15 protein-coding genes, 1 tRNA gene and 2 pseudogenes are annotated in these 23,641 nt (G+C 66.0%); 10 read left to right on the forward strand and 8 right to left on the reverse strand.

The annotated features are described in order from the left end of the window. Positions 1 to 49: 49 nt before the first annotated feature. Both ACFUJ1_RS32750 and ACFUJ1_RS32755 read left to right on the forward strand, forming a co-directional pair. Positions 50 to 856, forward strand: coding sequence for an SAM-dependent methyltransferase (locus ACFUJ1_RS32750; protein ID WP_378651191.1), 807 nt, complete (start codon positions 50 to 52; stop codon positions 854 to 856). Between the two features lies 1 nt (position 857). After that, the gene (locus ACFUJ1_RS32755) at positions 858 to 2,075 is read left to right on the forward strand and encodes an APC family permease (protein WP_378651219.1); all 1,218 of its coding nucleotides are present in this window, start codon (positions 858 to 860) and stop codon (positions 2,073 to 2,075) included. Here the strand turns inward: ACFUJ1_RS32755 and ACFUJ1_RS32760 are convergent. Next, the gene (locus tag ACFUJ1_RS32760) at positions 2,065 to 2,640 is read right to left on the reverse strand and encodes a TerD family protein (protein ID WP_233017091.1); all 576 of its coding nucleotides are present in this window, start codon (positions 2,638 to 2,640) and stop codon (positions 2,065 to 2,067) included. The genes ACFUJ1_RS32755 and ACFUJ1_RS32760 overlap by 11 nt on opposite strands. 115 nt (positions 2,641 to 2,755) lie before the next feature. Further along, positions 2,756 to 3,817, reverse strand: coding sequence for an ADP-ribosylglycohydrolase family protein (locus ACFUJ1_RS32765; RefSeq protein WP_378651192.1), 1,062 nt, complete (start codon positions 3,815 to 3,817; stop codon positions 2,756 to 2,758). Between the two features lie 72 nt (positions 3,818 to 3,889). Between ACFUJ1_RS32765 and ACFUJ1_RS32770 the strand changes: the two genes are divergently transcribed. Continuing rightward, positions 3,890 to 3,973 (forward strand) — tRNA-Leu (locus ACFUJ1_RS32770). On the opposite strand, the gene ACFUJ1_RS32775 is transcribed toward ACFUJ1_RS32770, so the two are convergent. Further along, positions 3,955 to 5,688, reverse strand: coding sequence for a recombinase family protein (locus tag ACFUJ1_RS32775; protein ID WP_378651193.1), 1,734 nt, complete (start codon positions 5,686 to 5,688; stop codon positions 3,955 to 3,957). The two genes, ACFUJ1_RS32770 and ACFUJ1_RS32775, sit on opposite strands and share 19 nt — an antisense overlap. Before the next feature lie 943 nt (positions 5,689 to 6,631). Here ACFUJ1_RS32775 and ACFUJ1_RS32780 point away from each other — a divergent pair. Then, entirely contained in the window at positions 6,632 to 6,973 is a 342-nt protein-coding gene (locus ACFUJ1_RS32780) for an Lsr2 family protein (protein WP_378651194.1), read from the forward strand. 76 nt (positions 6,974 to 7,049) lie between these two features. Next, positions 7,050 to 7,658 (forward strand): annotated as a pseudogene (locus ACFUJ1_RS32785) (LLM class flavin-dependent oxidoreductase); the annotation flags it as partial. Positions 7,659 to 8,048: 390 nt separating this feature from the next. Here ACFUJ1_RS32785 and ACFUJ1_RS32790 read toward each other — a convergent pair. Beyond that, a pseudogene (locus ACFUJ1_RS32790) lies at positions 8,049 to 8,755 on the reverse strand (transposase); the annotation flags it as partial. A gap of 120 nt (positions 8,756 to 8,875) precedes the next feature. Between ACFUJ1_RS32790 and ACFUJ1_RS32795 the strand changes: the two are divergent. Continuing rightward, positions 8,876 to 10,993: a P-loop NTPase fold protein gene (locus ACFUJ1_RS32795; RefSeq protein WP_378651195.1), complete on the forward strand. Its 2,118-nt coding sequence runs from the start codon at positions 8,876 to 8,878 to the stop codon at positions 10,991 to 10,993. Positions 10,994 to 11,159: 166 nt separating this feature from the next. Here the strand turns inward: ACFUJ1_RS32795 and ACFUJ1_RS32800 are convergent, their stop codons facing one another. From ACFUJ1_RS32800 to ACFUJ1_RS32815, 4 genes are all read right to left on the reverse strand, one after another. Then, entirely contained in the window at positions 11,160 to 12,278 is a 1,119-nt protein-coding gene (locus ACFUJ1_RS32800) for a DUF4238 domain-containing protein (protein ID WP_378651196.1), read from the reverse strand. A gap of 110 nt (positions 12,279 to 12,388) precedes the next feature. Continuing rightward, positions 12,389 to 16,564 (reverse strand): NACHT domain-containing protein, encoded by a 4,176-nt coding sequence (locus ACFUJ1_RS32805; RefSeq protein ID WP_378651197.1) that lies wholly within the window; start codon positions 16,562 to 16,564, stop codon positions 12,389 to 12,391. Positions 16,565 to 16,737: 173 nt separating this feature from the next. Beyond that, positions 16,738 to 18,621 (reverse strand): hypothetical protein, encoded by a 1,884-nt coding sequence (locus ACFUJ1_RS32810; RefSeq protein ID WP_378651198.1) that lies wholly within the window; start codon positions 18,619 to 18,621, stop codon positions 16,738 to 16,740. A gap of 103 nt (positions 18,622 to 18,724) precedes the next feature. Then, the gene (locus tag ACFUJ1_RS32815) at positions 18,725 to 18,958 is read right to left on the reverse strand and encodes a DUF2188 domain-containing protein (RefSeq protein ID WP_378651199.1); all 234 of its coding nucleotides are present in this window, start codon (positions 18,956 to 18,958) and stop codon (positions 18,725 to 18,727) included. 613 nt (positions 18,959 to 19,571) lie between these two features. Between ACFUJ1_RS32815 and ACFUJ1_RS32820 the strand changes: the two genes are divergently transcribed. The 4 genes from ACFUJ1_RS32820 to ACFUJ1_RS32835 all read left to right on the forward strand — a co-directional run bounded on the left by ACFUJ1_RS32820 (position 19,572) and on the right by ACFUJ1_RS32835 (position 23,597). Next, positions 19,572 to 20,744 carry a hypothetical protein gene (locus tag ACFUJ1_RS32820; RefSeq protein ID WP_378651200.1) on the forward strand — a complete coding sequence of 391 codons (1,173 nt, stop codon included), beginning with the start codon at positions 19,572 to 19,574 and terminating at the stop codon, positions 20,742 to 20,744. Continuing rightward, positions 20,732 to 21,520, forward strand: coding sequence for a class II glutamine amidotransferase (locus ACFUJ1_RS32825; protein ID WP_378651201.1), 789 nt, complete (start codon positions 20,732 to 20,734; stop codon positions 21,518 to 21,520). The genes ACFUJ1_RS32820 and ACFUJ1_RS32825 overlap by 13 nt, the downstream gene beginning before the upstream one ends. An 86-nt stretch (positions 21,521 to 21,606) precedes the next feature. Next, the gene (locus ACFUJ1_RS32830) at positions 21,607 to 22,842 is read left to right on the forward strand and encodes a hypothetical protein (protein ID WP_378651202.1); all 1,236 of its coding nucleotides are present in this window, start codon (positions 21,607 to 21,609) and stop codon (positions 22,840 to 22,842) included. Continuing rightward, the gene (locus tag ACFUJ1_RS32835) at positions 22,830 to 23,597 is read left to right on the forward strand and encodes a hypothetical protein (RefSeq protein ID WP_378651203.1); all 768 of its coding nucleotides are present in this window, start codon (positions 22,830 to 22,832) and stop codon (positions 23,595 to 23,597) included. The genes ACFUJ1_RS32830 and ACFUJ1_RS32835 overlap by 13 nt, the downstream gene beginning before the upstream one ends. Positions 23,598 to 23,641 lie beyond the last annotated feature (44 nt).

Below are 23,641 nucleotides of genomic sequence, written 5' to 3' on the forward strand. Positions count from 1 at the left end.
CGGTATACCTCGATGGCCCACCTTTCTTCGACGCGCAGGGAGAATTCAGGTGTCCGACGGCCCGCCCGACCTGGGGATCAACGTGGCACATCCGGCCCGCATGTACGACTACTTCCTCGGTGGCAAGGATTCCTACGACGCGGACCGCGACGCCGCCGAGAAGGCGCTGCGGGAGTTCCCCGCGGTGCGGCTGACCGCCAGGACCAACCGCGAATTCATGCGGCACGCAACGCGATACCTCGCCGGGCAGGGCATCAGGCAGTACCTCGACATCGGGACGGGCATCCCCACCGAGCCCAACCTGCACCAGGTCGCGCAGGAGCTGGCCCCGGAGTCGCGGGTGGTGTACGTGGACAACGACCCGATCGTGCTCGCGCACGCCAGGGCACTGCTGGTCGGCACGCCCGAGGGCCGCACCGCCTACATCCAGGCCGACGCCGCCGACCCGCCGTCCATCCTGGGAAAGCTGGCGGACACCCTCGATCTCACCCAGCCGGTGGCGGTCTCGCTGATGGCGACGCTGCACTTCGTCCCCGGTGACGTCTACGAGCACGTGCGCGCCTTCCTTGCCCCGCTCGCCTCCGGCTCCTACCTCGCCATGTCCCACGTCACCACCGAGTTCGACGACGGCCCCGACGATCCCGATGGCATGGCCAGGCTGCTGCAGGTCTACCAGGACCGCGGCATCCCGGTGCGGCCGCGGAGCCGGGCCGAGGTGGCGCGGTTCTTCGACGACCTGGAGCTGGTCGAGCCCGGCGTCGAGGTGATCCACCGCTGGCGCAACGAGGGCATCGCGCACCCGAAGAGCCACGACAAGGCGGTCTCGCTGTACGGGGCGGTCGGCCGCAAGCCCTAGCATTCGCGCCGTGGAGTTACGGCGCAGCCTCGGGGTGTTCGACGCGGTCGTGATCGGCCTCGGCGCGATGATCGGGGCGGGCATCTTCGCCGCGCTCGCCCCCGCCGCGGCAGCCGCGGGTTCCTGGCTGCTGCTCGGGCTGGCGCTGGCGGCCGCGGTGGCCTACTGCAACGCGACCTCGTCGGCGCGGCTGGCCGCGCGCTACCCGGAGTCCGGCGGCACCTACGTCTACGGCAGGGAGCGGCTCGGCCCGTTCTGGGGGTACCTGGCCGGCTGGGGCTTCGTGGTCGGGAAGACCGCCTCCTGCGCGGCCATGGCGCTCACCGCGGGCAGCTACCTCTGGCCGGAGCGGGCGCACGCCGTCGCGGTCGTCGCGGTGCTCGCGGTCGCCGCCGTGAACTATCGCGGGATCCAGAAGTCCGCGCTGCTGACCCGGGTGATCGTCGGCACCGTGCTCGCCGTGCTGACCGCGCTCGTCGCCTGCTCCGCCCCGGCGGCCGAATTCGACCGGTTCGCAACACCTTTCGACACCACCCCCTACGGCGTGCTGCAGGCCGCCGGGCTGCTGTTCTTCGCCTTCGCCGGGTACGCCAGGATCGCGACGCTCGGCGCGGAGGTCCGCGATCCGGAGCGCACCATCCCGCGCGCCGTCCCGATCGCGCTCGGCGTCGCGCTGCTCGTCTACGTCGCCGTCGCGGTGGCCGCGCTCACCGTGCTCGGCCCCGCGCGGCTGGCGGAGGCGACGGCGCCACTCGCCGAGCTGGCGAGCGCCACCGGACTTCCCTGGTCGGCATCGGTGATCCGGCTGACCGCCGCGCTTGCCGCGCTCGGCGCGCTGCTCGCGCTGCTGCTCGGCGTCTCCCGCACCACCTACGCGATGGCCCGCGACCGGCACCTGCCGCCCGCGCTGGCCGCGGTCCACCCGCGCTACGAGGTCCCGCACCGCGCCGAACTGGCCGTCGCGGCCGTTGTCGCGGTGCTCGCCGCCTGCACCGACCTGCGCGGCGCCATCGGCTTCTCGTCCTTCGCGGTGCTGGCCTACTACGCCGTCGCCAACGCCGCCGCGCTGACCCTGCGCCCCGCCGCCCGGCTCGTCCCCGCGCTCGGCCTGATCGGCTGCGGCACCCTGGCCTTCGCCCTGCCGCCCGCCTCGATCGCGGCGGGCGCGGGCGTCCTCGCGCTCGGGGCGCTGGTCTACGCGATCCGGGTCAGATACTGACCCCGTAGTCGCGCGCGATCCCGGCCAGCCCGGAGGCGTACCCCTGGCCGATGGCGCGGAACTTCCACTCGGCGCCGTTGCGGTAGAGCTCGCCGAAGACCATCGCGGTCTCGGTGGAGGCGTCCTCGGAGAGGTCGTAGCGGGTCAGCTCGGCGCCGGTGGCCCGGTCGACCACCCGAATGAAGGCGTTGCGCACCTGGCCGAAGGACTGCTGCCTGGCGTCGGCGTCGTGAATGGAGACCGGGAAGAAGATGTTGGTGATGGTGGGCGGGGCGCCCGCCAGGTCGACGTTGATGGTCTCGTCGTCGCCCTCGCCCTCACCGGTGAGGTTGTCGCCGGTGTGCTCGATGCTGCCGTCCGGCGACCGCAGGTTGTTGTAGAAGATGAAGTGCTGGTCGGAGAGCACCTTGTGGTCGGCGCCGGTCGCGAGGGCGCTCGCGTCGAGGTCGAAGTCGACGCCGGTGGTGGACCGGACGTCCCAGCCGAGCCCGACCGCGACCGCGGTCAGATTCGGCGCCTGCTTCGACAACGACACATTGCCGCCCTTGGCCAGACTGACACTCATTCGCAAACCTCTCGCGTCGCGGGAAACTTCTCCCTTCCGACCTTAGCGGGGGTCGCGGCGAGCAGTCTCGCAGTTGGCCCGCACCGTCCTCACGAAGCCGGTGTGACCACACCGCTCAGTCCCCGAACGGGTACCTCGCACCGAGCGCGGCCCGATCACGCAGGAAGAAATTCGCCACGAGATCGTCCGCGACCCGCACGATCGTGTCGTACCCCTCCACCGCGGTGACCCACTCCGACGGCAGCGCGGACAGCCCGTGCGCGGCACCCAGCAGATTCCCCGCGACCGCGCCGGTGGAGTCGGAGTCACCGGAGTGGTTCACCGACAGCAGCAGCGCACCGCGCACATCACCGGTCCGCGCGGCGTACAGCGCGCAGTAGACAGCGATGGCGAGACATTCCTCGGCCACCCACCCCGCACCCACCTCCTCGACCCGCTCCGGGCTCGCCACCCCCGCGCTGTCGACGGCCCGTTCCAGCGCCTCCACGGTCTCCTGCGCACCGACCTGCCCGGACAGCTGCTCGATCGTGCCGTCCACCGCCGCCGGAAGGCCGACGCCCGCGAGCACCCGGTCAAGCACCGCCGCCAGCGCGCCAGCGGCGAAGTAGCCCGTCGGATGCCCGTGGGTCAGCTGAGCGCCGCGCGCGGCGAAGGCGAAAGCCATATCGGAGCCGAATCCGGCGAGGCCGAACGGAGCCGAGCGCATGACCGTTCCGCAGCCCTTCGAGTCCGGATTCACCGGCCCCGGCTTGCCGACCCGATGCGGTGGGCGCAGCGCCGCCCGCTGCCGCTCCAGGCCGCTCAGGCAGGCATTTCCCGGTGCCCGGACCGCGTACAGGAACTCATGCCCCGCCAGCCAGCTGTCGTTCCCTGCGGCGGGTTCGCGGTGCCGCTGGGTCCGCAGCCAGCGCAGATACGCGTCGCGGAGCGCGGGGGCCGGATCCGTTCCCGGTCGCCAACGCAGCAGAGCCTCGGCCGTGAACAGCGTCATCTGCGTATCGTCGGTGACTTCCTGCGGTGCCTCGCGGGACGAAAGGAAATCGGTCAGCCCGGCCGGCCCGCACCGGTAGCGAATCTCGGCCAGATCCCAGAACTCGATCGGTGCGCCGAGCGCGTCACCCACCGCTCCACCCAGCAGAGATCCCCGCACCCGATCCCTGATCGTCACCTCGGTCACAAGCCGATCATTCCAGGTCGAAGGGCGATTTGGTCCCCGCCGACACATCCGATAATCTTGCTGGGCACACCGGTCCGGGTGGCGGAATGGCAGACGCGCTAGCTTGAGGTGCTAGTGCCCGTATAGGGCGTGGGGGTTCAAGTCCCCCTCCGGACACGTTCAGTAACCACACAGGGCGAGATCGAGACCGTCGCCCTGTGGTGTTCATGCTGGTAGATGACTTCCAACTCGAATGCCCGGTACAGGGCTTCTTTGTCTTCCGGCTCTCCTTCTCGTAGCACGGTGCGGATGTCGCCGAGCGCCTCGATCAGCTTGCGAATCTCCGTCGCGGTCAGCGTCACCGGTTTCGGTATCTGCTGAAGTTCGGCCTCGAGGGTGGCTTTCTCGGCATGGGCTTGATTCATTGCCGTGACCAGGCTGTGCGGGTTGACGCCTGCTTCGATCGCGGCGAGATGGCGTTGGACGCTGGTCTCGGCCGCGCGAAGGCGTCGCTGCAGGTGTTCGCGGTGGACGTCGTGGGCATCGTGCTGGGAGGCCACGATGGTCGCGACGGTGGCGTCGAGGTTCTCGCGGTCGAACAGGGTGGCCAGCCAGCCATCGATCGCGGGTACCAGGCGGTCCTCTCGCAGATTCACGGTAGGCGGATGCTCGGCCGCTGCTGGGCTGCCGGGGGCGAGGTCTCTGGCACGGCATCGGTAGTAGATGACCTCGCGCACCGCCTGGGGTTGCATCCGGCGCTGGCATCCCGAGCAGCGGATGCGACTGCGGAGCTGGTAGGCGCGCTTGCTGCGGGCGACGCGCGGAGCTGCTTGCGCATCAGACTGGTTCACGCGACGTCGGCGGGCGAGCTGGGCTTCGGTGAACTCGGCGACCGAGATGATCGCGGGGTGCGCCGGTGTGCGTGATCGCACGATGCGGTCGGGTTCGGAGCGCCGGAAACGGACCGTGGTGCCGGCGGCGACGTCGTCGGGATCGAGCAATTCCTCGTGTTTGCGCCATCGCCCGAACACCGCGTAGCCGGTGTAGCGGGGATTGTTGAGAATCGCGAGGACGGTCGTGGCCTGCCACCCGTCCTGCGCGCGATGGCGATTCTGGTCCGGCCGGTGCGCCGAAGGACACGGGATCCCGTCGCGGTTGAGCACGTCGGCGATGGTGCGCACACTCGCCCCGTCGACGTAGGCGCGGAAGATACGCCGCACGACCGCGGCTGCCTGTGCGTCGACGACAAGGACGCGTAGTCGAAGCCCGTCGGAGGCGCGGTTGGGGTTGGGGTGTGGTGGCCCGTCGACGACGACGTAGCCGTAGGGCGCCCGGCCGCCTTGGTGGCGGCCTTCGTTGAGGACCTGGGCGTCCATGCTGGCGCGAGTGCGCTGCTGGACGTGCTGGCGTTCGGATTCCGAGAGCCCGCCCAGCATGCTCATCATCAGGCCGTGGGTGACGTTGCGGGCATCGTAGCGGCCACCGAGTTCGGGAACCCAGACCTCGACCCCGTGGGCGTTCAATCGCGGTGCCACCAGACTGAACTGGTTGCCGAACCAGCAGCGGGTGCCCTCGCCCACCACGATCGCGTTCCAAGCACGGTTCGGCTTCTTCATCTCCTCGAGCAGGCGGGCAGCCTCACGACGGCGATGCCAGGGCACGGACCGCGACTGCCCGACGTCGAAATACGAGCCGACGATATCGGAGCCCGGGACGAACTTCTCGGCGTTGCCGCGCTGCCACTGATACGACGTCTCAGGATCCTGATTGTCCTCCGTCGAGCACCGACCATAGAAGGCGAAACGTACGCCCGGGTCCGGAGATTCGTCCTCGGTCTCGATCCCGAGGAGTTCATCGAGTACCGCCCATTCGTCGATCTCGGGTGCTGTCACTGCCTGTCTGTCCTGTCCTCTGTATCGCGGCCTGTTCGCCCACGTGCCGCTGTAGTGGTGCCCCGTTTCCTGGTGTCCGAGATCCGCTTCGGCGGGCAGCCCGGACCTCGTTCGCGGTAACCGCTGATGGCGCGTATCGCTGGGAGGTGTGCGCTGTCTGGAACTGGGCTCTGCGTTGAGCCTGCTGCGCGTGCTCGACGCAAAAGCATTCGCAATAGCACTCTAGCTGCGGAAACGGTGAGCTGCGGGGGAATTTTCGGCGTGACAACCTCAAGAGGGTCACGATGGCGCCGGGTGGAATCCTCGCGTCCGGAGCCTGAGCGAGACGCCGCGTTCACCGCAGTACGCCATCCCGCAGCGGCCGATTCAGGAGTTCGGCACTCGTTCGAAGCGTGCCCCGACGACGCAGGTGCAGAGAGACGAGCGGCATCAGGGCCTCGATTCTGACCGCCGCGGACTCTCCCCTACCAATTGAATCTCATGGCACTCCCCGACGCCACCATGGTTCGGCAGCGCAACGGATCCAGTCGCAAATCCAAGTAGCTCTGGCCGTCCCCGCACGCTCGGGGTCAAACCCTCGGTTCAGGCCGAATCCGGTCTCACGATTCCCTCCGGACCACGACCTTCCTTCGAAGACCCCCTGAACAAGCTTCCTTGTGCACACGCCGTTACCACCGACTACAGGCCACGTGCGCACGCCTCTTCTGAGACGTGCTCGCCGCTGCCGCTGCAGTCAGCTCCGGATAAATGCGCACATGGCAATATCAATCTGCATGCGGGGGTGCGACGGAGACTCGGGCTCCATCGAAGTACCCCAAGCGGCTGCAGCCGACGCCCCGGAGCCAGCCTGCGACATCTGACCGGCCAGTGTGATCGCTGCCTGCGGTTGGCTCGTCGTACACTGCATTCTGATCTTGATACCGGCGATCGTGGAGGAGTTCCGTTGGCCCGCAGAGTCGTTGTAACCCTGGTGGACGACTACGACGGCACCTCAGCCGCCACCGAATCTGTCGCGTTCGCCCTCGACGGCGCAGCCTACGAGATCGACCTGTCCGAGAAGAACGCAAGCTCACTGCGCACCTTCCTCGGCCAGTGGATACCTCACGCACGGCGAGTCGGCAAAGCGCCCCACAGCAGAAACACTCAGCCTCGCATCACCGGCAGCCGTCGCCTCGATGTCGCTGCGATCCGAGCCTGGGCCAAGGACAACGGGCGCGATATCTCGACCCGAGGCCGGATCCCCACCGAAGTGGTCGAGGCGTACCGCGCGGCCACCGAGGCCTGACGGCAACCACCAGCGGCAAAGACCGTCCAGTTAAGCGTCACCCACGAGGCCCTTCGAAACGAGCGGCCTCGACCGCACCTTCGCCGAACGCTATCCGGCCGACGGGCGCCCGGCGCCGAGCGCTGCCGAACGGCTGCGCCAGGTCGTCGACGAGGCCGTCGCCACCGAGGCCGCCGGGCTCGACGTCTACGGCGTCGGCGAACACCACCGGGTCGACTTCGCCGCCTCCGCCCCCGCCGTCGTCCTCGCCGCCCTCGACGGGCTCTCGGGCGGCCGCGCCGAGCTCATGGCCGGGCGCGGCTCCTTCACCGAGTCGTTCCCGCTCTTCGGCTACGACCTGGCCGACTACGACCAGCTCTTCGACGAGAAACTCGCCCTCCTGCTGAAGCTCCGCGACGAGGAGCCGGTCACCTGGCAGGGCAAGTTCCGCGCCCCGCTGGACAAGGCGATCGTCTACCCGCGCACCGACAACCGCCCCCTCCCGGTCTGGATCGCCGTCGGCGGCAGCCCCGAATCCGTCGCCCGCGCCGGACTTCTCGGGCTTCCTCTGGCCATCGCCATCATCGGCGGCGAACCTGCCCGCTTCAAGCCGCTGGTCGACCTCTACCACCGCGCCCTCGCCGAGAGCGGGCACGAGAAGCAGCCTGTCGCGGTGCACGCGCACGGCTACATCGCCGACATCGACCTGCTCGGCACCAAGGTGGCCCCGCAACTGCGCTGAGTAGGCGAACCCGCCACGATTCTGCCCGTCAGCGACTACAGAGCCGATTGCCTGCCGGTAATTGAACCTGCGGGACTGCTGCACAGAAAGGTGGTCTGCCCCACCCCCGAGTTCTAACTCTGGATGCCAACCGAAAGGCTGACTCACGTGCCAAGCGCCTACCTCACCGAGTTCTCCAACCCGAGCGATCGCTCTGGTCCGGACGGGCCGACCCGCCAAGCAGACCCTGTCGAGTTCGGCATCCACCCAGGCATACTCTCGAAATGGCTCCGCTAAAGGTTGTCCCGTAAGTCCCGTAGGGCTGTCAAGGCCCGCATCGGATTCGAGGATCAGGCAGCGTGGGCGAGGTTGCCGCCGGGCGACTCCGGCCATCGCGACTGCCACTCCGTTGCCGCGCTGGCGGAAGTCACGCAGGATTCTCCAGCTCTTCATCCGCGCCAAGGCGTGCTCGACCCGTGCCCGGACCTGTCGGCGGGAGGCGTTGTTCTCCTGTTTCCAGGCCGGCAGTTCGCATTTCGGTGGCTAACGATGCGGGATAATCGCGGTCGTGCCCTGGTAGCCATCGTCGGCGATTATTGTCGCGTTGCGGCAGGCGTGAGCGGCGCCGGACTCGGCGTAAGCGCGGCAGTCGCTGCGGTTGCCCGGCAACGGCCACCCGAGCGCGACGACGAGTGCGGTGTCGGCATCGATGACGACCTGGTGATTGGTCGAGTACCGATAGTTCTTCGACTGCGCGGTGGTGCCCCGTTCGCGGGTCGGGATCAGGGTGCCGTCCACGATCAGCACCGCCCCGCGCGGGAAACGGGCCCGGGGCCGATGCGCCAGGGCGGGCCGAGGTCGCCGGTCACCCGGGCCGCCGCCGACTTCGAGATTCCGAATACTGCGGTGAGCTGGCGCTTGATCAGGTTCGTACGCCAGTAGCAGACCACCAGCAGGACCCGGTCCTCGAACCCGAGTGTCCAGGGCCGGCCCCGCAGCGGGCGGCCGGCGCCTTCACGCCGCAAGGCGGTGATCGGCCGGGCGAACTTGCGCGGTCGCAGCCCGCTGAACAGCTCCACCATCACCGGATCAGAGGCCGAGATCACCGCCACGACGGCAGACTACCGTTGCCACAACGAGTTACGGGACAGCCATTAGGGGGTAGCCGGGCCCCGCGTCTCACCGCGTACTATTTCCAGCCTATGAGCCCCGAGCGCACAGATTCTCGTAGTGGCAGCGACGCACCGATCACCACCAAGAGCGAGGACCATCTGTCCCGGGAGGTCTTCGCGACCCGAATTGCGCAACGCATCGCGCGGACAGGCACCGGCCCGAGCGTTGTGTTCGGCCTTGCCGGCCCCTGGGGTAGCGGCAAGACCTCGATGCTCAACATGATCATCGAAGTGCTGGAGGACATCACACCTTCGACCGTGACCTCAGCAGAGCAGTGGTCCGTCGCGCGCTTCACTCCGTGGGCAGCCTCCGATCTCGACTCTCTCGTCACCGAGTTCTACACCGCAATCGCATCCGCGCTGCCAAAGGAGGCAACTAGGGCACGCGACCTGCTTAAGGCGGCAACCCCGGCAGCGATGACGTTCACCAAGAAGCTGACAACCGCCATCGCTGAAAAGTATATGCCAGGAGTCGGCGACGCCATGGAGGCGGCCTCCGCGGTCCTAGCAGATCAGCGCGGCACGGTAGAGACTGCCGAGGATCCCTTCCAGGTGAGATTCGACAGAATCTCCGCTGCGATTCAGCAGGGCAAGACCACTGTTCTCGTCGTGGTAGATGACCTTGATCGGCTGCACACCGATGAACTCCTCGCGGTTATGAAAGCGGTGCGGCTGCTGGGGCGATTCCCCAATGTGCACTACCTGCTCGCTTACGACAAGACCACGGTGATCGACCTACTTATCTCTTCTGACCTCGCCCGAGACAACCGAACCCGCGCGCACCGGTACCTCGAGAAGATAGTCCAGTACCCGTTCGTGCTTCCTCCGATACAGCGCATCCACATCGAAGCGGAGCTGCGTCGCGAACTTGAGATGGTCGCGAATAATCTCGGGCTTGCCGTCGGCGCTCCTAGCGTCCAGTACGCGCTCGACTCGCTGGTCGACGTTATTCCAGACCCCGCCTCAATGACGTTGCGTAGCATCAAGCAACTCTGCCTCCAAACCGACGTGTTGTGCTCCCTGGTCGGCCCCGAAGAGGTAGACCTGTTCGATGCCGCCGTCATCACCTACATCCGCCTGAGCTACCCGGACCTGTACGACCAGATCCCGAGCTGGCAGCGCACATTGTTCGGCCCGATCGACAGCAACGGGAACACTCTCGAAAGCTGGATGAACCGTATCTGCATTGCCGTTCCATCTGCTAAGGCCGACGAGTTTGGCACCGCGATCTACCGGATGCTGCTTGCACTTTTCCCCAATTTGCCACACCGCATGGGTGCGACGTGGCCGCGACGATCGGCATATTGTCGAATTTCCGACCGAGACTACTTCGCCCGCTACTTCCAGTTCGCGCTGCCCGAAGGCGATGTGAGCGATTTGATGGTCCGAACGGCTTTCCAGGAACTCCTCGCCCGCGGTGAACTCGACGACACCTCACTCATCAGCGAGTCCCTGGACGGGTATCCACAAAAGCGCCTTCTCCTGCAGAAAATGATTCGCGCCCTCGATCTCGTCGAATCGTCAACATCCGAAGCCAGCGCTGCGGCTGCAACCTCCCTTACACGCCGCTTGGCACCCCGCCCGGGAACCCTCTACTCCGACTGGGGCACCCTGATCTTTGCACTCCTGAGGCACTCGGTAGCAACCGCCCCCACGGACGAGGAGGGCCGCCACGTTCTCAACACCTTCGGTAACGAGTTCGGACTTCACCAAGTCACTGGAATCTTGATCCACTACCGCCATCGAGAAGAGATCTGGACTGAACGGCTCGCGGCGGCCTCGCGCGACATCTGCGAGCAGGTCGTGCAGGCGTGCCTTCGCGACCTCCGCACACCGTCGGTCCCGATCGGGGAAGGACTGCTGTCCTTCGCACGCGTGCTCGACGACTCGATGTGGGCGCGGATCCGTGCAAGTCTTCAAGGCAGCGGAATCTCCCAACAGGACATCGCCGCTCGGTTCGTCGGCACCTCGCAATTGAACCCCTCGGAGACGCCAGTTCTGGATCACTTCTACGCCGAGCACTTCTCGAATATCGTCCCAGACGACGAACTGGACTTGGGTCAGTTCGACAATTCGGCTGTCATCAATCAGGCTGACCTGACAATTTCTGGCCGACAGGCATTCGCTGCCCACGCGGTCCGCAGCTAACTCCGTACCTCAAGTGGGCACGATGCCCTTCGCCAGTCATTTCACCTGGTTAATGCCGCCAGGTGGGTGAGGAAGCCTGGAAAGTGCTCGGCGGCTTCGTGGTCGCATCGCAGGCCTGTCGGCGAAGCCCAGCCAGCAGACCCAGTAGAACATACGCGGAGCAGATCTACGACTCGACTGGGCGAGCCTCCCGATTCAAGCGATTCGGCCTCAGCCGTCTCGGAACGGACATCACTGCGTCCTGAGCAGCGCCGCCAGAGCCACAGACCGCCATCAGCGGAGCACGCTCCGGGATCGGCAGTTCTCGGAACGACTCGTCTTCGACTCGGCCAACGATCACATCGAGCGAGTATTCGACAATCCGCTCGTTGATTGCCGCAGCCAGTTCACCGGCGTCGGGTCCATGGATCCGCTCCCGCACTACCCTGCCCTCCCAATCTTCGGCTTCCGATCCGAATAACAGCACCGTACGTGGACTGATCGGCATCGCGATTTCCACCGCGCTCCTGATGTCTCGAGGTTGGGTCGTGTACAGGTGAGTAATCCGGCGAATCTCAGGCCGCCGACGCCGCTTTTTCCTGACCGCTCGCTCAAGCTTGTGCTTGAACTCCTCCTCTGTCACTGCACATTCCGGCTGATGGTGAATCGCGTCGCCACTGGTGTTCAGGACGACCGCTTCGTCTCCGAGCAAGAAGATCGGACGGTCGATCGACACTAGATAGACGGGCCTGCCAAGCAGCTGGCGGGCGAGCTCGTCAGCCATCGGAATCATCAGGCCGATGTGCTCGTTCTGGTGAGGACTAAACTCGATACCGCGCAGATCGTCTTCGGTGATTCTGTCCGGGGTTGTGCCAGCGGCAACTGTCTTGCCGTACCAGTCGGCCAGCAGCTCATGCTCGCGGCGGCGTCGAGGACTGCGCGTCACCTGGATGGCAACGAACTCGCACAGGTGGATGAATTCCTCGTGGGAAAGGATCACGTCGGCGAAATAGGGGTTGTTGAGCCTTTTCAGCACGTCTGCGCCACGCTTCTCGATGACACTCAACATCTCCTCGACAGTCGAGTCGAGCTGTCCGTCGGTTGCGAGGAACGTGTAGAAGTCTTTGATCCCCAGATCCCGGGTGTTGCGGCGGCCCTCAGCACGGTCGTGCTTGGATTTCACCCAAACCTGCCCGTTGGAGTCTGCCCACTTCTGCAGTAGGAACCGCGGGATCACGTGGTGCCTGGATCCGACCTTCCCGAAGCGGTCTACAGTCCGGAACCACTCCTCGTCGAGTACTCTCATGATGTCATCTCACCATCCACGACCGACAAAAGCGCCCGATTTCCTGCGCCACCGGCACCGACTCGACATCATCGCGCCGAACGCGGAGCTTCAAGCGAGAACGACCAACATCAACCAGTTCGACGGAGTTGCCACTCGACCGGGTTCGGCTCGCGAGCCCCTCCGCGGTGCTGGATGCTCGCGTCCGCCGACAGAAGTTCGACCATATGGTTGCTGAGCAGGTAAGCAGCGGATGCATTGATCCACTGATAGTCGGGCCCGAGGTCAGCATTGCCGCGCTCAATTCGCTGCTTGTTCAACAGAACAGTCCAGAATACTGTATAGCCCTTCTCTACCAATCGAGACATTAGGTCTCGCCGCACGACGAGAGTTCCGAAATCGCTCATACCCGCAGTCGGGTCCTGGATCGCCATTCCCTCAGTGTCGGCCCACGCAAAGTCCTTGCCGTGCTGGAGATCGAGCAAGTCGCAAAGCATGCGACTCGGGACATAGCCAGTGGGTTCTGCGGTGCTGGCGCTCTCGCGTGAAGTACCCGTGCCTCCGTAGAAGGCTACCGGTTGATACAGGGACGCGGGCAATACAACATTCCCGCGCAGGGGCTCGATACTCCCGTCCGCAAGGTCCCAGTCCGGCGAACCGGGGTGAGCGGCAAGCAGTCTGTTGTGGATCTCGGCGTTGTCGGGCATCCAGCGTCCGTACCAGTCTTTGCCTACTGCCCACTTGCCAATCGACTCTGCTTCACCGACCCGCACCAGGTATCCGCGGATTTGCATCCACACGTCGAGGTTGTGTGCGCCCAACGCCGCGACCTCGGGCGGCAGAACCTGTGTCCAACTGCAATGCCGGATCAGCGACAACCATCTTTTACCGTCTAGCGCGGTCAGCGAAATAAGGTCGAGTGGGTCAGGTACGCCGTCGAGGTCAGCAGGATAAGCAAGAGGCGCCTCATCGGGAAACGAGGCATACACCGGGAGGAACCAGGACGGAGCCTCGCTCTTTTGATCTTCGAAACCGCCGGGCCGCAGAACTGTCGGATCGATATCTCGATACACGATCTGTTCCGGATATTCGTAGTCGAACGGTTGACTCTCCCTTTCCCATTTCTCTTTTATCTTGTAGTTATCGGTCAGCCGTCCGAGCGACTCGTAAAGTGCGATCCATTGATATTTCTTGCCGTACCGCTCGACATGATCATCACGGTCGCCACTGCGGCCAGCTTCGAGCTCTTTGAACTGCTCAGGAGTCCAACCGAGTTCGAGAATACGAGTGAATATGACGCGTTCAACCAGTCGGCAGAGTTCTTCGTGATCTGGAGTGTCGAAACTTTCGACTGCGGGTTCGAGGACGTATCTACCGAAGTCACCGAAGGCCCCCTCGATAGACTTCCACGTTGGATAATATCCGCTGGGCGGCTTGGTCATCGCTTCGATCTCGTGATGTGATCGCGCCTCGGTCGGCCATTCGGCCTTGTGAAGGGATTCCCAGCTCGGGCCGGACCAGCCATGATTGCGTGCCGCTGCGGCCACACGCCGAAGGTAGTCACGGGTCAGCAAATGTGCAGGCCACCTGTCCGCTATCAATTCTGTCGCTGCTTCGGCAGTTTCCAGTATCACTGCCGGCTCGCGTGAACGAAGCGCGAGCGCGCAGAGCGCTGCAGATAGGCGCTCGACGACATAAGGGTCGTTGCATCCGCGAAATCGTTTGACGGCGTCGGTGAATCCGGTTGGTCCCCTTTCGCCAATGCTTACAAGTGCTTTGGTTGCCCGATCACGGATTCGCCTATCCGGAGTGGTCAAGAACCAGGCGAAGATCAATGTCGCCAGGTGGGCGATCTCGGCGGGCAACGGCGTGGTGTCCAGTTCAAGTGTGCGGGGGTTCCACGCCCAGTCGAGGAGCGTGCTGACCGCGTGATCACCAGAGTTGCCGTCTGCGTTGACGAGCCACTCCGACCAAGTCGCGTCGCGGTCCGGCAGTGGGCATACGGACAGAAAGTTGTGAGCCCATTCCGCGTTGAGAGTGTGACCCGGTACGCAGGCAACTCGAATGATAGTCTCCCATACTCTGTCCGCTGACCCGTCACTGCCGATGATCTGCTCGGCGATGCGGGCGGTCCGAGCAGTGGTGTGCACCGGGTCCCGCAGAGCTAGTCCCTCGACAAAGGCATCAATGACGTCCCAGTCGGTGCGACCTTCCTCGTCTTTGAGCAAGTCGATGAGCTCTTCGTTCAGACGCTCCGGCACGATGACGGCAAGCGCTCCCAGGGTTCCACGTTCTTTCCAGCCTTCTTCTCCGAGTGAGGCATACCACGCGGACAGATCGGCGCGCGGGCGCTCAACCAGCAGTAGCGCCCGAGCGACGTCACCAAGGCGCTGGTATCCGAACATCAGTCGTTCATCGTGACGCTTGACAAGCACTCCCTCTCGCAGCAGTCCCTGAAGGAGGCTCTTGGACCACGCACGGAAGGGAAGAAGTGCGTCGGTGAGCTCTTTTACCGCCTCACGCTCGTACGGACCCGGTCCCAAAGTGGCAAGTTCTCTGACAACCCGCTGGGCGAGGGCGGTCTCTTCGTCGTAGTCGCAGCGCGTTTCCGCAGCCAATCGGCGATCGACGGCCTCAAGAAAGGCACTGCAGACCGTTGCTAGCCCTGCCGCACCGAGCGTGAATCGCGTCTGTCCGAGTGTGGCCAGAGCCTCACACGCGAGCTTGAGGAACAACGGATTGCCGTACTCGGGATTCAGCACAGGAAAGGTGAGCGCTTCGAGAGCATACTCGCGGGTGTACCGGATGATCGCTTCGCTCGTGGCCTCATCGAACCCGGTATGCTCGATCAATGGAAACCGGTGGAAATCTCCGATGACCGGGCGCAAGAACTCGGTGCGGCATGAGACCGCGAGGACGACGTGGTGGTGTCGGCGCACTGCACTGTCGAGAACTCGGAGTTCATCGGCCCATCGCTGAGCGTTCGCTCCCTCGTTGATTGCGTCGATCATCAGCATTGCGAAGTTGCTCGACGCTTGACCTGCTGCGTCGAAGACAGCCAGCACGTCATCGAGGCTGCCATCGAGTTGCACTAACTCTCCGATCTGCGCTAGCAGAGGTCTGGTATCGAAGTCCTGGCCGAGCACGACCAGCGTTGGCAGTCCCGCGGCGTTCCGGCGTTGTGCGACGTCGCAGAACAGGTGAGTCTTACCGACGCCGGACCGCCCAATAACAAGCAGCTGGCCGGTTCGCGCCGCTTCAGTCTCAGTTGACCGCATCAACGAGATCGCGGCCCACAGCGCCTCCTGCGTCCTGGTGACGGTGGTAAATAGGCTGGCAGCGATATCGGTGTAGTACCTGTGGTCGATGAGATGGCGATCACGCAGCAGGCTGTAAACCTCTGAAACTTCATCCGCGGCAAGCTCTAGCGTGCCCGCAGCTTCGGGCAGTCTACCCGTGGTTCTGGCTGCCTCCAGGAACTCTGTGAGTGCGACGGCGGTGGCCGACAAGGCAGCGATGCAATCGGCAAGCGGCGCTTCGAAGACCGCCTGATCTTCCTTTGGAGCAAGCCATCTTTCGGCTCCGGCCTTTCGTACCCCGGCTAGCGCTATCTGCACCTTGTTCACATAGTTTTCGCTACGCCCGAGACCGTCCAGTGCCCGAACCGGCTCGACGTCGACGTGCAACTTCGGACTGTAGCGACGGCCGACCTTCTCTATCACCTCGTCGATGCGCCGACCTAGGCTAGCTTCGGACAAGACTGCTGCGTCGAACCAGTACCGCACCCGGCCCGCATGCTCGGACTTCGTGAGCTCGACGAGCAACTCGTGAGCGCCCACGTAGATGAACTGGACGTCGCTACCGCGCTCCGCAGCGAGAGCCTTCCAAACACTTACCTTCTCAGTCCACCTCGTGGCAGCGGACTTTCTCGGTTTCGGGTCCGGCGAATCCCCTGCCGGCAAATCGTACGGCAGCACAACGTAGTACTTTCTCAACTGCGGTTCAGTGTCAAGGACGCGCTTGACAGACTTGTCGACCTGCGAAATCTCATCGGTGCCGAAAGCGAAAAGATACTTGGCCTGCCAGGCCCATACATCGCCATCGGGGAGCGTGCCCTTACCTTCCCGCCCACCATCAGGATTGCCGAACTTGCGAAAAATGGTCCCGTCGGGCCAGCTGACAAAACTGTCCCGGAGAACAATAGAGGCCAATTCCTCGAAGCCACCCGCGCGAGACGGCGGCGAACCCGCCGGCCGAATCGTGTGAAAATTGACGTCCGGCAACGCAAATCGACCACTAGTGGCCATTGGACCCGTCCACCTTCCTCGAAATTCGGTAGATGACCGTGACGATCTCGGCGAAGCCGTCGCTTCCCACTACACTATCGCAATAGCGCGCCGGACCCGCCGATGACGGAGCCGAGTACAGCTCCCCGCAGCAGTAGCGCGAGGTCGGGGCGCACTCGCGGGCGTCGCGCGGGTCAGATCGGCGTGGCGACGAACAGTTCGTCGTAGCGGTCATCGGTCCATATCCGCTCGTATCGTTGGCGCTCTCTGGCGCGCATTTCCTTCATGTGCGTGCCGATGCCGGTGCCGGTCAGGTGTGCGGTGATGGTCTGGTTGAGGCAGAGGTGCCCGAGGTGGTAGGCGAATTCGGCGATGGAGGCGCACGATTCGGCGGTGACTGGGCCACCGTGGATCGCGGCGTTGCGGATGCGTTTGAGGCGCCGCAGGTGGATGTCGAACCGGGCACCGTAGACGTCGAGCCGGGCGGTGACCGCGGTCCCGGACCCGAACAGCGCAGCCAGTTCGGCCAGTCCCCGGGACAGCCAATCGCGGTGGTGGATCTGCTGCAGCCGAGTGAGGTGCGGAATCGCCGCGCCGACGTCGAGGTAGTCGACACCGCCGGCGTAGGTCCACAGCTCGTCGCGGATATCTGCCAGATCGGCCGGAGGCGGCTCGGCTTCCGGAGCGGGGTCGGGTATCTCGTTGGTCGCCAACATCGCGAATTCGTCCAGGTAGGCGACGAGCTGGGCACGGCTGGTCGCTTTCTTGAAGTAGCAGCGCACGAAGTTCGACCAGTCGCTGCGCCCGCCGACGGCCCAAGCGTTGACATGTTCGATGGCGCGCACCGCAGCCATGACCATGGCTTCGGGCCCCTCGTCGTGAGCACGGTCCAGCGCGGTGCTCAATGTCAGGGCCGCGCTCAGTTGCTCGGCCTTGGCCCGGTCCAGCGGCTGAGAGGTGCTGTCGAGCAGCTCGATCCGCCTTGCGACACCGTCACCGGCAGGAGCCGAAACCGGCTGAGGGCGTGGCGTGCGGGGTGGCCATCCCGGCCAGGAGAGAAGCCGTCCGTCGACAAAGACCATGCGGCCCGCCAGCAGCTCCCAGGTACCGGGGTGGGGTTCGCCGACCTGCACCAGCGCTGCGACCAAGGTCGCCGCGACGCGGGATGCGAGATGGAGCTCGATCTGCGGCAACTGCACACGCGCATAGACCAGGTCGGGTTCATCGCTCCAGCGGCGTGGGCCGGTCGTGACCGAGGTGGGAAGATCGAGGACCTCCTGGGGCACGACGGTGAAGTTGCGTGCGTACTCGGGGTGCCCGACGCACGCGCCGAGCAGCTGAGCGCTGTAGAAGGTGACCTGGTCGTGGGTGGTCTCGAAGGTGTGCGGAACAGCCGGACCGAGGCGCAACCACACCACGCAATCGGTCTTCGGGGCCCGGTCGAGCAGCATCTTCTCGCACACTTGCGCGCGCTGCCACTCTGGTAGCGGTCCTGCCTCGGTGTCGAGGCCGGTGACTGCGGCGGAGTCGTGATGGTGCTCGGTCGAGCCGGGGTCTCCGCGCAGGACCCGCGCGAGCTCGCGCGCCAGCCCGAAGGTGCCGTCGATGTTCTGGCGCCGGGCTTCAGTGATGGCCCATAGCGTCTGGCGTAGGTACTCGATCCGTTCGACCGTGGTCCCCGGCTTCTGGCAGGCGCGCAGGAGGTCCTGCCACGCGGCTGTGATCACGTCATCGCAGGTCAGACGGTGGGCAAACGCGGCGGTGGCGGTACGCATCTCGGCGCGGACCTGTTCGCCGATTTCGATTTTCGTGCCGCCATCGTTTCGTGCCGTCTCGATGAACAGCGTGCCCGCCAGGTTCGCCACGACCCGATGCTCGGCCTCGATCGCGGTGCGCAGGACATTCCCGGTGGCGGTGTAGGCGAGCTGGAAGTCGCTGAGCATCGACTGCCAGTCGTTGTGCTGGATGGTGAGGAACTGGCGTTGGTCATCGAGCCAGGCGAGCAGTTCCGTAGCGGCGACCGGCAGAGTCATCGCTTCCACGTAAGTGGTGAAGCGCCGTTCCAGCACCGCGACCATCTCACCGCACCACAGCTGTGGCTCTTCGGCAGCTGTCACGCTCACCGTGTCCCGCGCGGTGGCTGCGCGAAGCCGGGCGTGACGGGCGAAGCCGCTCGGGGCCTCACCCCTTCGAGGAGCGTGGATCGTTGCCGGGCGCGATGGTGTCCTGGCGGCCGATGGTGCCGTCGAGGCGCCGGACCTGCAGTTCACCACCTCCGGCGTTGCCCAAGATCTCCCGGGCGCGATCGATGCCCGCGGACTGGGTGGGAACGACCGCGCTGGCCCGGTCGGCGCCGGGCGCCCGCACCTCCCAGTCGCCGTCGTCCCGCTTCTGAACGACCCGCTTGTTGGTCATGGCCCTCTCCGGTCTTCCCGGCCTCACCCGCGCCGGATCCTGTGGATGCGTGCCACTCGCGGGCCTCTGCCGGGCAGAGCCCGGCGAGCACCGGTCGCGCTTCGCTGCACACGTTCACGCTCCGGTCACGCCTCGGCGTTTACTACGAACCCTTTTCCGGCTCGCCCGCCCTCGCGGGACGGTAGCTACAAGCATAGATGTAGTAGCCGATACAAGGTAGCAATACCAGGGATAGTGGTTCGGCGTGTCCCACACCGAGTCGAGCGTGAATTGCTGCTCGTTGTCCGAGCCGATGGCGTAATCCCGCCGCGACCCAACGCCCCAATGGGCGTGGACGTGTCCCTCGGGGGACGCAGCCGCATCCGGGCAGCTCCTCGGCCACGAGGGCGGGCCGAGATGGAGCTGTCGCGGTTGTGGGGTCCGAAGGCACAGCGGAGCTGCGGATACACCGATCGCCGCGCTTTCGTCGTCGCCGTACGCGCTGGTAGGCGCTGCTGCCTCTGAAGTCCATCAACGCCAGTTCGGAGCCTCCCCTTCCGACCGGCGACTTCCTTCTCCCCCGAAAGGCGGCTGTGCCGTGCCTCATTCTTATCTCGCGCCTGACCCTCCCCGCGTGGTCTGTCGCCACTGCGCCGACGGCGACTTCCACCGCCTCGACGACCAGCCGGATCAGTGGCTGCGCCGCGGCTGCGAACGGACGATGCCGCGCTGCGACCGCTGTCACTCGCTGGGGCGAGCCCTGCTCGTGACAGCCGAGCAATACCGTCTCTGCCGCCCCTGCACCAGGACCATGGTCGGGTGCGCCTCGTGCCGCCGTCTGACCGATCCCGCGCTGCGGACCGACACCGGGGTGACCGTCTGCTCACGGTGCGCCGCCGCGTTCTTCGACGCCTGCTCCGAGTGCGGCCACTACACTGCCGCGAGCCGCTACGTCTCGGGCAACGAGCGCGCTTGCTCGCGCTGCGCCGCGAGCTACGCATCCTGCACTGGATGCGGCACGCTGCTGCGGCCGGGTCACGGGTGTGATCGGTGCCGGCGTGGGCCGTGGGTGTGGAACTACACCTACAAACCCGATCCCGTCTTCCACGGCGAGGGCCCGCTGTTCCTCGGGCTCGAACTCGAAATCATCGTCCCAGAAGACGATCACAGAGACTGCGTCGCCGAGGCCACCCGGCAGCTGGGCACGCTCGGTTACCTCAAGCGCGACTCCTCGATCCGGCCGAGCGGGTTCGAGCTAGTCACCCACCCCATGTCCTACCGGTACGCGATCGAACGGTTCCCGTGGCTATTGCTCGACGAGCTCGACGCTCGCGGGTGTGAGACCGATTCCAGTGTCGGGCTGCACGTGCACGCCAGCCGCGCCGGGTTCGACTCCCCCGCCCACATCTACCGGTGGCTGAAGCTGCTGTACCGCAACGAATCCGCCGTCACCCGGCTGGCGCGCCGGCGCTCGCACTACGCCCCGTTCGACCACTTGGCGCGGGCCAAGGCTCGGGATACGGCGAAGTCGCATCAGCACGCACTCGGGCTGGACCGCCACCAGGCCATCAACGTCTACCCGCGCCACACCCTGGAACTGCGCGTGTTCGCCAGCTCGCTCGATCGCCAGAGCGTGCAGGCCGCGCTCGCGTTCACCGCGGCCTCGATCGACTACACCCGCTCCCTGCGTGTGACCGACATCCGGGCCGGGGCGTGGGAATGGCAGCGGTTCGCCGCCTGGGCCACTGCGCGCCCGGACTATGCCCCGCTGGTCGCGGAGATGGAGGAACTCGCATGTGCCTGCTGACCTACTACCCCGCCGGTGTCGCGCCGGATGCACTCACGCTGGCCTACGGGGCGGTCGCCAATCCGCACGGGCACGGCCACGCCGTGCTCACCGACACCGCGATCCTGACCGGGCACTCGATGACAGCCGAGACCGCGATCGCGCAGTTCCTCACCATCCGCAACCAGCATCCCGAGGGGCCGGCGTTGTTCCATTCCCGCTACGCCACCAAAGGCGAGCGCGGCCTCGGCAACTGCCACCCGTTCTACCTCGGCAGCGACCGCCGAACAGTGCTCGCACACAACGGAACCCTGCCCCGGCGAGTGCACCCGTCCGCCTACGATCCCCGCTCGGACACCCGCATTGCCGCCGAGGACTACCTACCCAGGTTGCCGTTCGGGTCGATCGACACCCACCGCGGCTACCGGGGGCTGACTCAATGGCTGGGCCGCAGCAAGCTGGTGATCCTCACCATAGACCCGGCCTACCGCCAGCAGGCCTATCTGTTCGGTGAGCAGGCCGGGCACTGGGAAGCCGGGGCCTGGCACTCCAACACCAGCTACATGCCCCCGCACCAGCGTTGGCCCCCTCGGTCTTCGCGCTACACCTGCGAGCACTGCTGGCACACCGACCTGCACCGCATCGGCCCGCACTGCGCCGACTGCGGCTGGTGCTTCGACTGCCGCCCCACCATCCCGGACTGCACCTGCCTGCCCCTGCGCGGGACCGTGGCCGGTAACCGCAGAACCGGTCCGGGTCGGCACCGCCGTGCCGCGCTGCCCGCGCCGACTTCCTGACCCACCTCCGTCCCCCGAAGAGCCTCGCACTCCGCCCCTTCCGGCGGAGCGCGGGCTCTTCCTGTCCTGTCCGAAAGGCAGGTGCCATGACCATGCCCACCACCACATTGGCCGAGTCGTGTGAGCAGTGCGAGGACCCGATCCCGTTGCTTGCCGGTCCGGTCGTCACGATCGAGGGCGAGCGGCTGTGCCCGCGGTGCGCCGCCGAGGTGCCGCGCTGCGACGAGTGCGCGGTTCGTGCCCGCGACCGGGCCCTGACCGTGCACGACACCTCGCGGTGCACCGAATGCCGCATCGGCTGGACGCAGTGCGGTGACTGCGACCGCTACAGCCGCGAGACCACCGCGATCATCGGCGGTAGCGACGTGTGCGAGAGCTGCGCCGAGAACTACACCCGCTGCGACGACTGCGGTGACCGCGCCGCCGTCACCGTCACCGTCGAGGGGGACCGCGGGGTCTGCGAGCCGTGCGAGCGCGAGGACTACCACCCCTGCGCGGACTGCTCGACGCTGATCCGCGACAGCTATACCTACTGCGACGACTGCGCCGACACCTCGACCGGCCACGCCGGCATCCACACCTGGGACTACAAGCCGACCCCGGTCTTCCACGGCCGGGGCCCGCTGTTCCTGGGCCTGGAACTGGAACTGAAGCTGCCTCGCGGGGTGCTGAGCGAGGCGGCCGATACCGCGATCAAGCACCTCGGCGGGCTCGGCTACCTCAAGGAGGACGGCTCGATCAGCCCCTGGGGGTTCGAGCTCGTCACCCACCCCATGTCCCCGGAGTTCGCGCGCGAGGAGTTCCCGTGGGGGTTGCTGACCCGGCTACGACTGCTTGGCGCCTACACCGACGACACCGTCGGCATCCACGTCCACCTCTCCCGGGCCGGGTTCTCCTCCCCGGCGCACGCCTACCGGTGGCTGAAGTTCGTTTATCGCAACGAGGCCCCGGTGACCACCCTGGCCCGGCGCCGGCACAGCCAGTGGGCCGAGTTCACTCCAGCCGCCCGTGCCCGCGCGGTCACCGACGCCAAAGGTCTCCGCGACCCTGACCACTACATCCCCCGATACCAGGCGGTCAACGTCCAACCGGCCGAGACCTTCGAGCTGCGGATCTTCGCCAGCTCGGTCAAGCCCCAGCAGGTCAAGGCCGCGCTCGGGTTCGCCGCGGCCTCGGTCGAGTACACGCGCGAACTGTCCGCGGCGCAGATCGCGCGCCGCCGCGGCTGGGAATGGGCTGCGTTCACCGCCTGGGTCGCCAACCGCCGCCCCGACTACTCCGCCCTCTACAGCGAAATGGAGGCCCTGCAGTGTGCATCCTGACCTTCCTCAAACCCGGCGCCCTCCCCGACGTCGACGCCCTCGCCAACGGCGCCGCCGCCAACCCCCACGGGCACGGCTACGCGATCGTCACCGGCACCACGATCACCGTCGGGCACGGAATGGACGCCATCGCGATGATCGCCGAGTTCGCCACCGTCCGCACCCGCCACCCCGGCGGCCCGGCGCTGTTCCACTCCCGCTACGCCACCCACGGCCTCCGCGTCACCGACAACTGCCACCCTTTCCTCCTCGGCGGCGATCCCCGTACGGTGCTCGCCCACAACGGGATCCTGCCCGCCACCGTGCACCCCGCGATCGGCGACGACCGCTCCGACACCCGCATCGCGGCCGAGGACTACCTCCCCACCCAGCCGTTCGGGTCGCTGGATTCCTGGGCTGGGCGCGAGCGGCTAGAGCGGTGGCTGGGCAGCGACAAACTGGTGCTGCTCACCGTCGACCCCGCCTACAAACACTCCGCCTACCTGTTCAACGAACAGCACGGGATCTGGGACGGCGGGGCCTGGTACTCCAACTCCGGCTACCTGCCCGAGACCTACCGCGGTTTCGCTGCCTTCGATCTTGGTGGCTGCGACAACTGCGGTGCATGGGTCGACGAGGACAACGCGCTGCTCGGCCCGCACTGCGCGATGTGCGGGTTCTGCCACGACTGGGGCCTGTTCTACCCCGAATGCGGGCACCGGCTGCTCGGCAGCCCCGACCACGACTTCGCTCACAACGAGCTGGAACGCACCTGACCCGCGGCACTCGACCGCGGTCATTCCTACTTCTTCGAGGAGAA

This window comes from Nocardia sp. NPDC057227, from assembly GCF_042669725.1.
Taxonomy (GTDB): domain Bacteria; phylum Actinomycetota; class Actinomycetes; order Mycobacteriales; family Mycobacteriaceae; genus Nocardia; species Nocardia asteroides_A.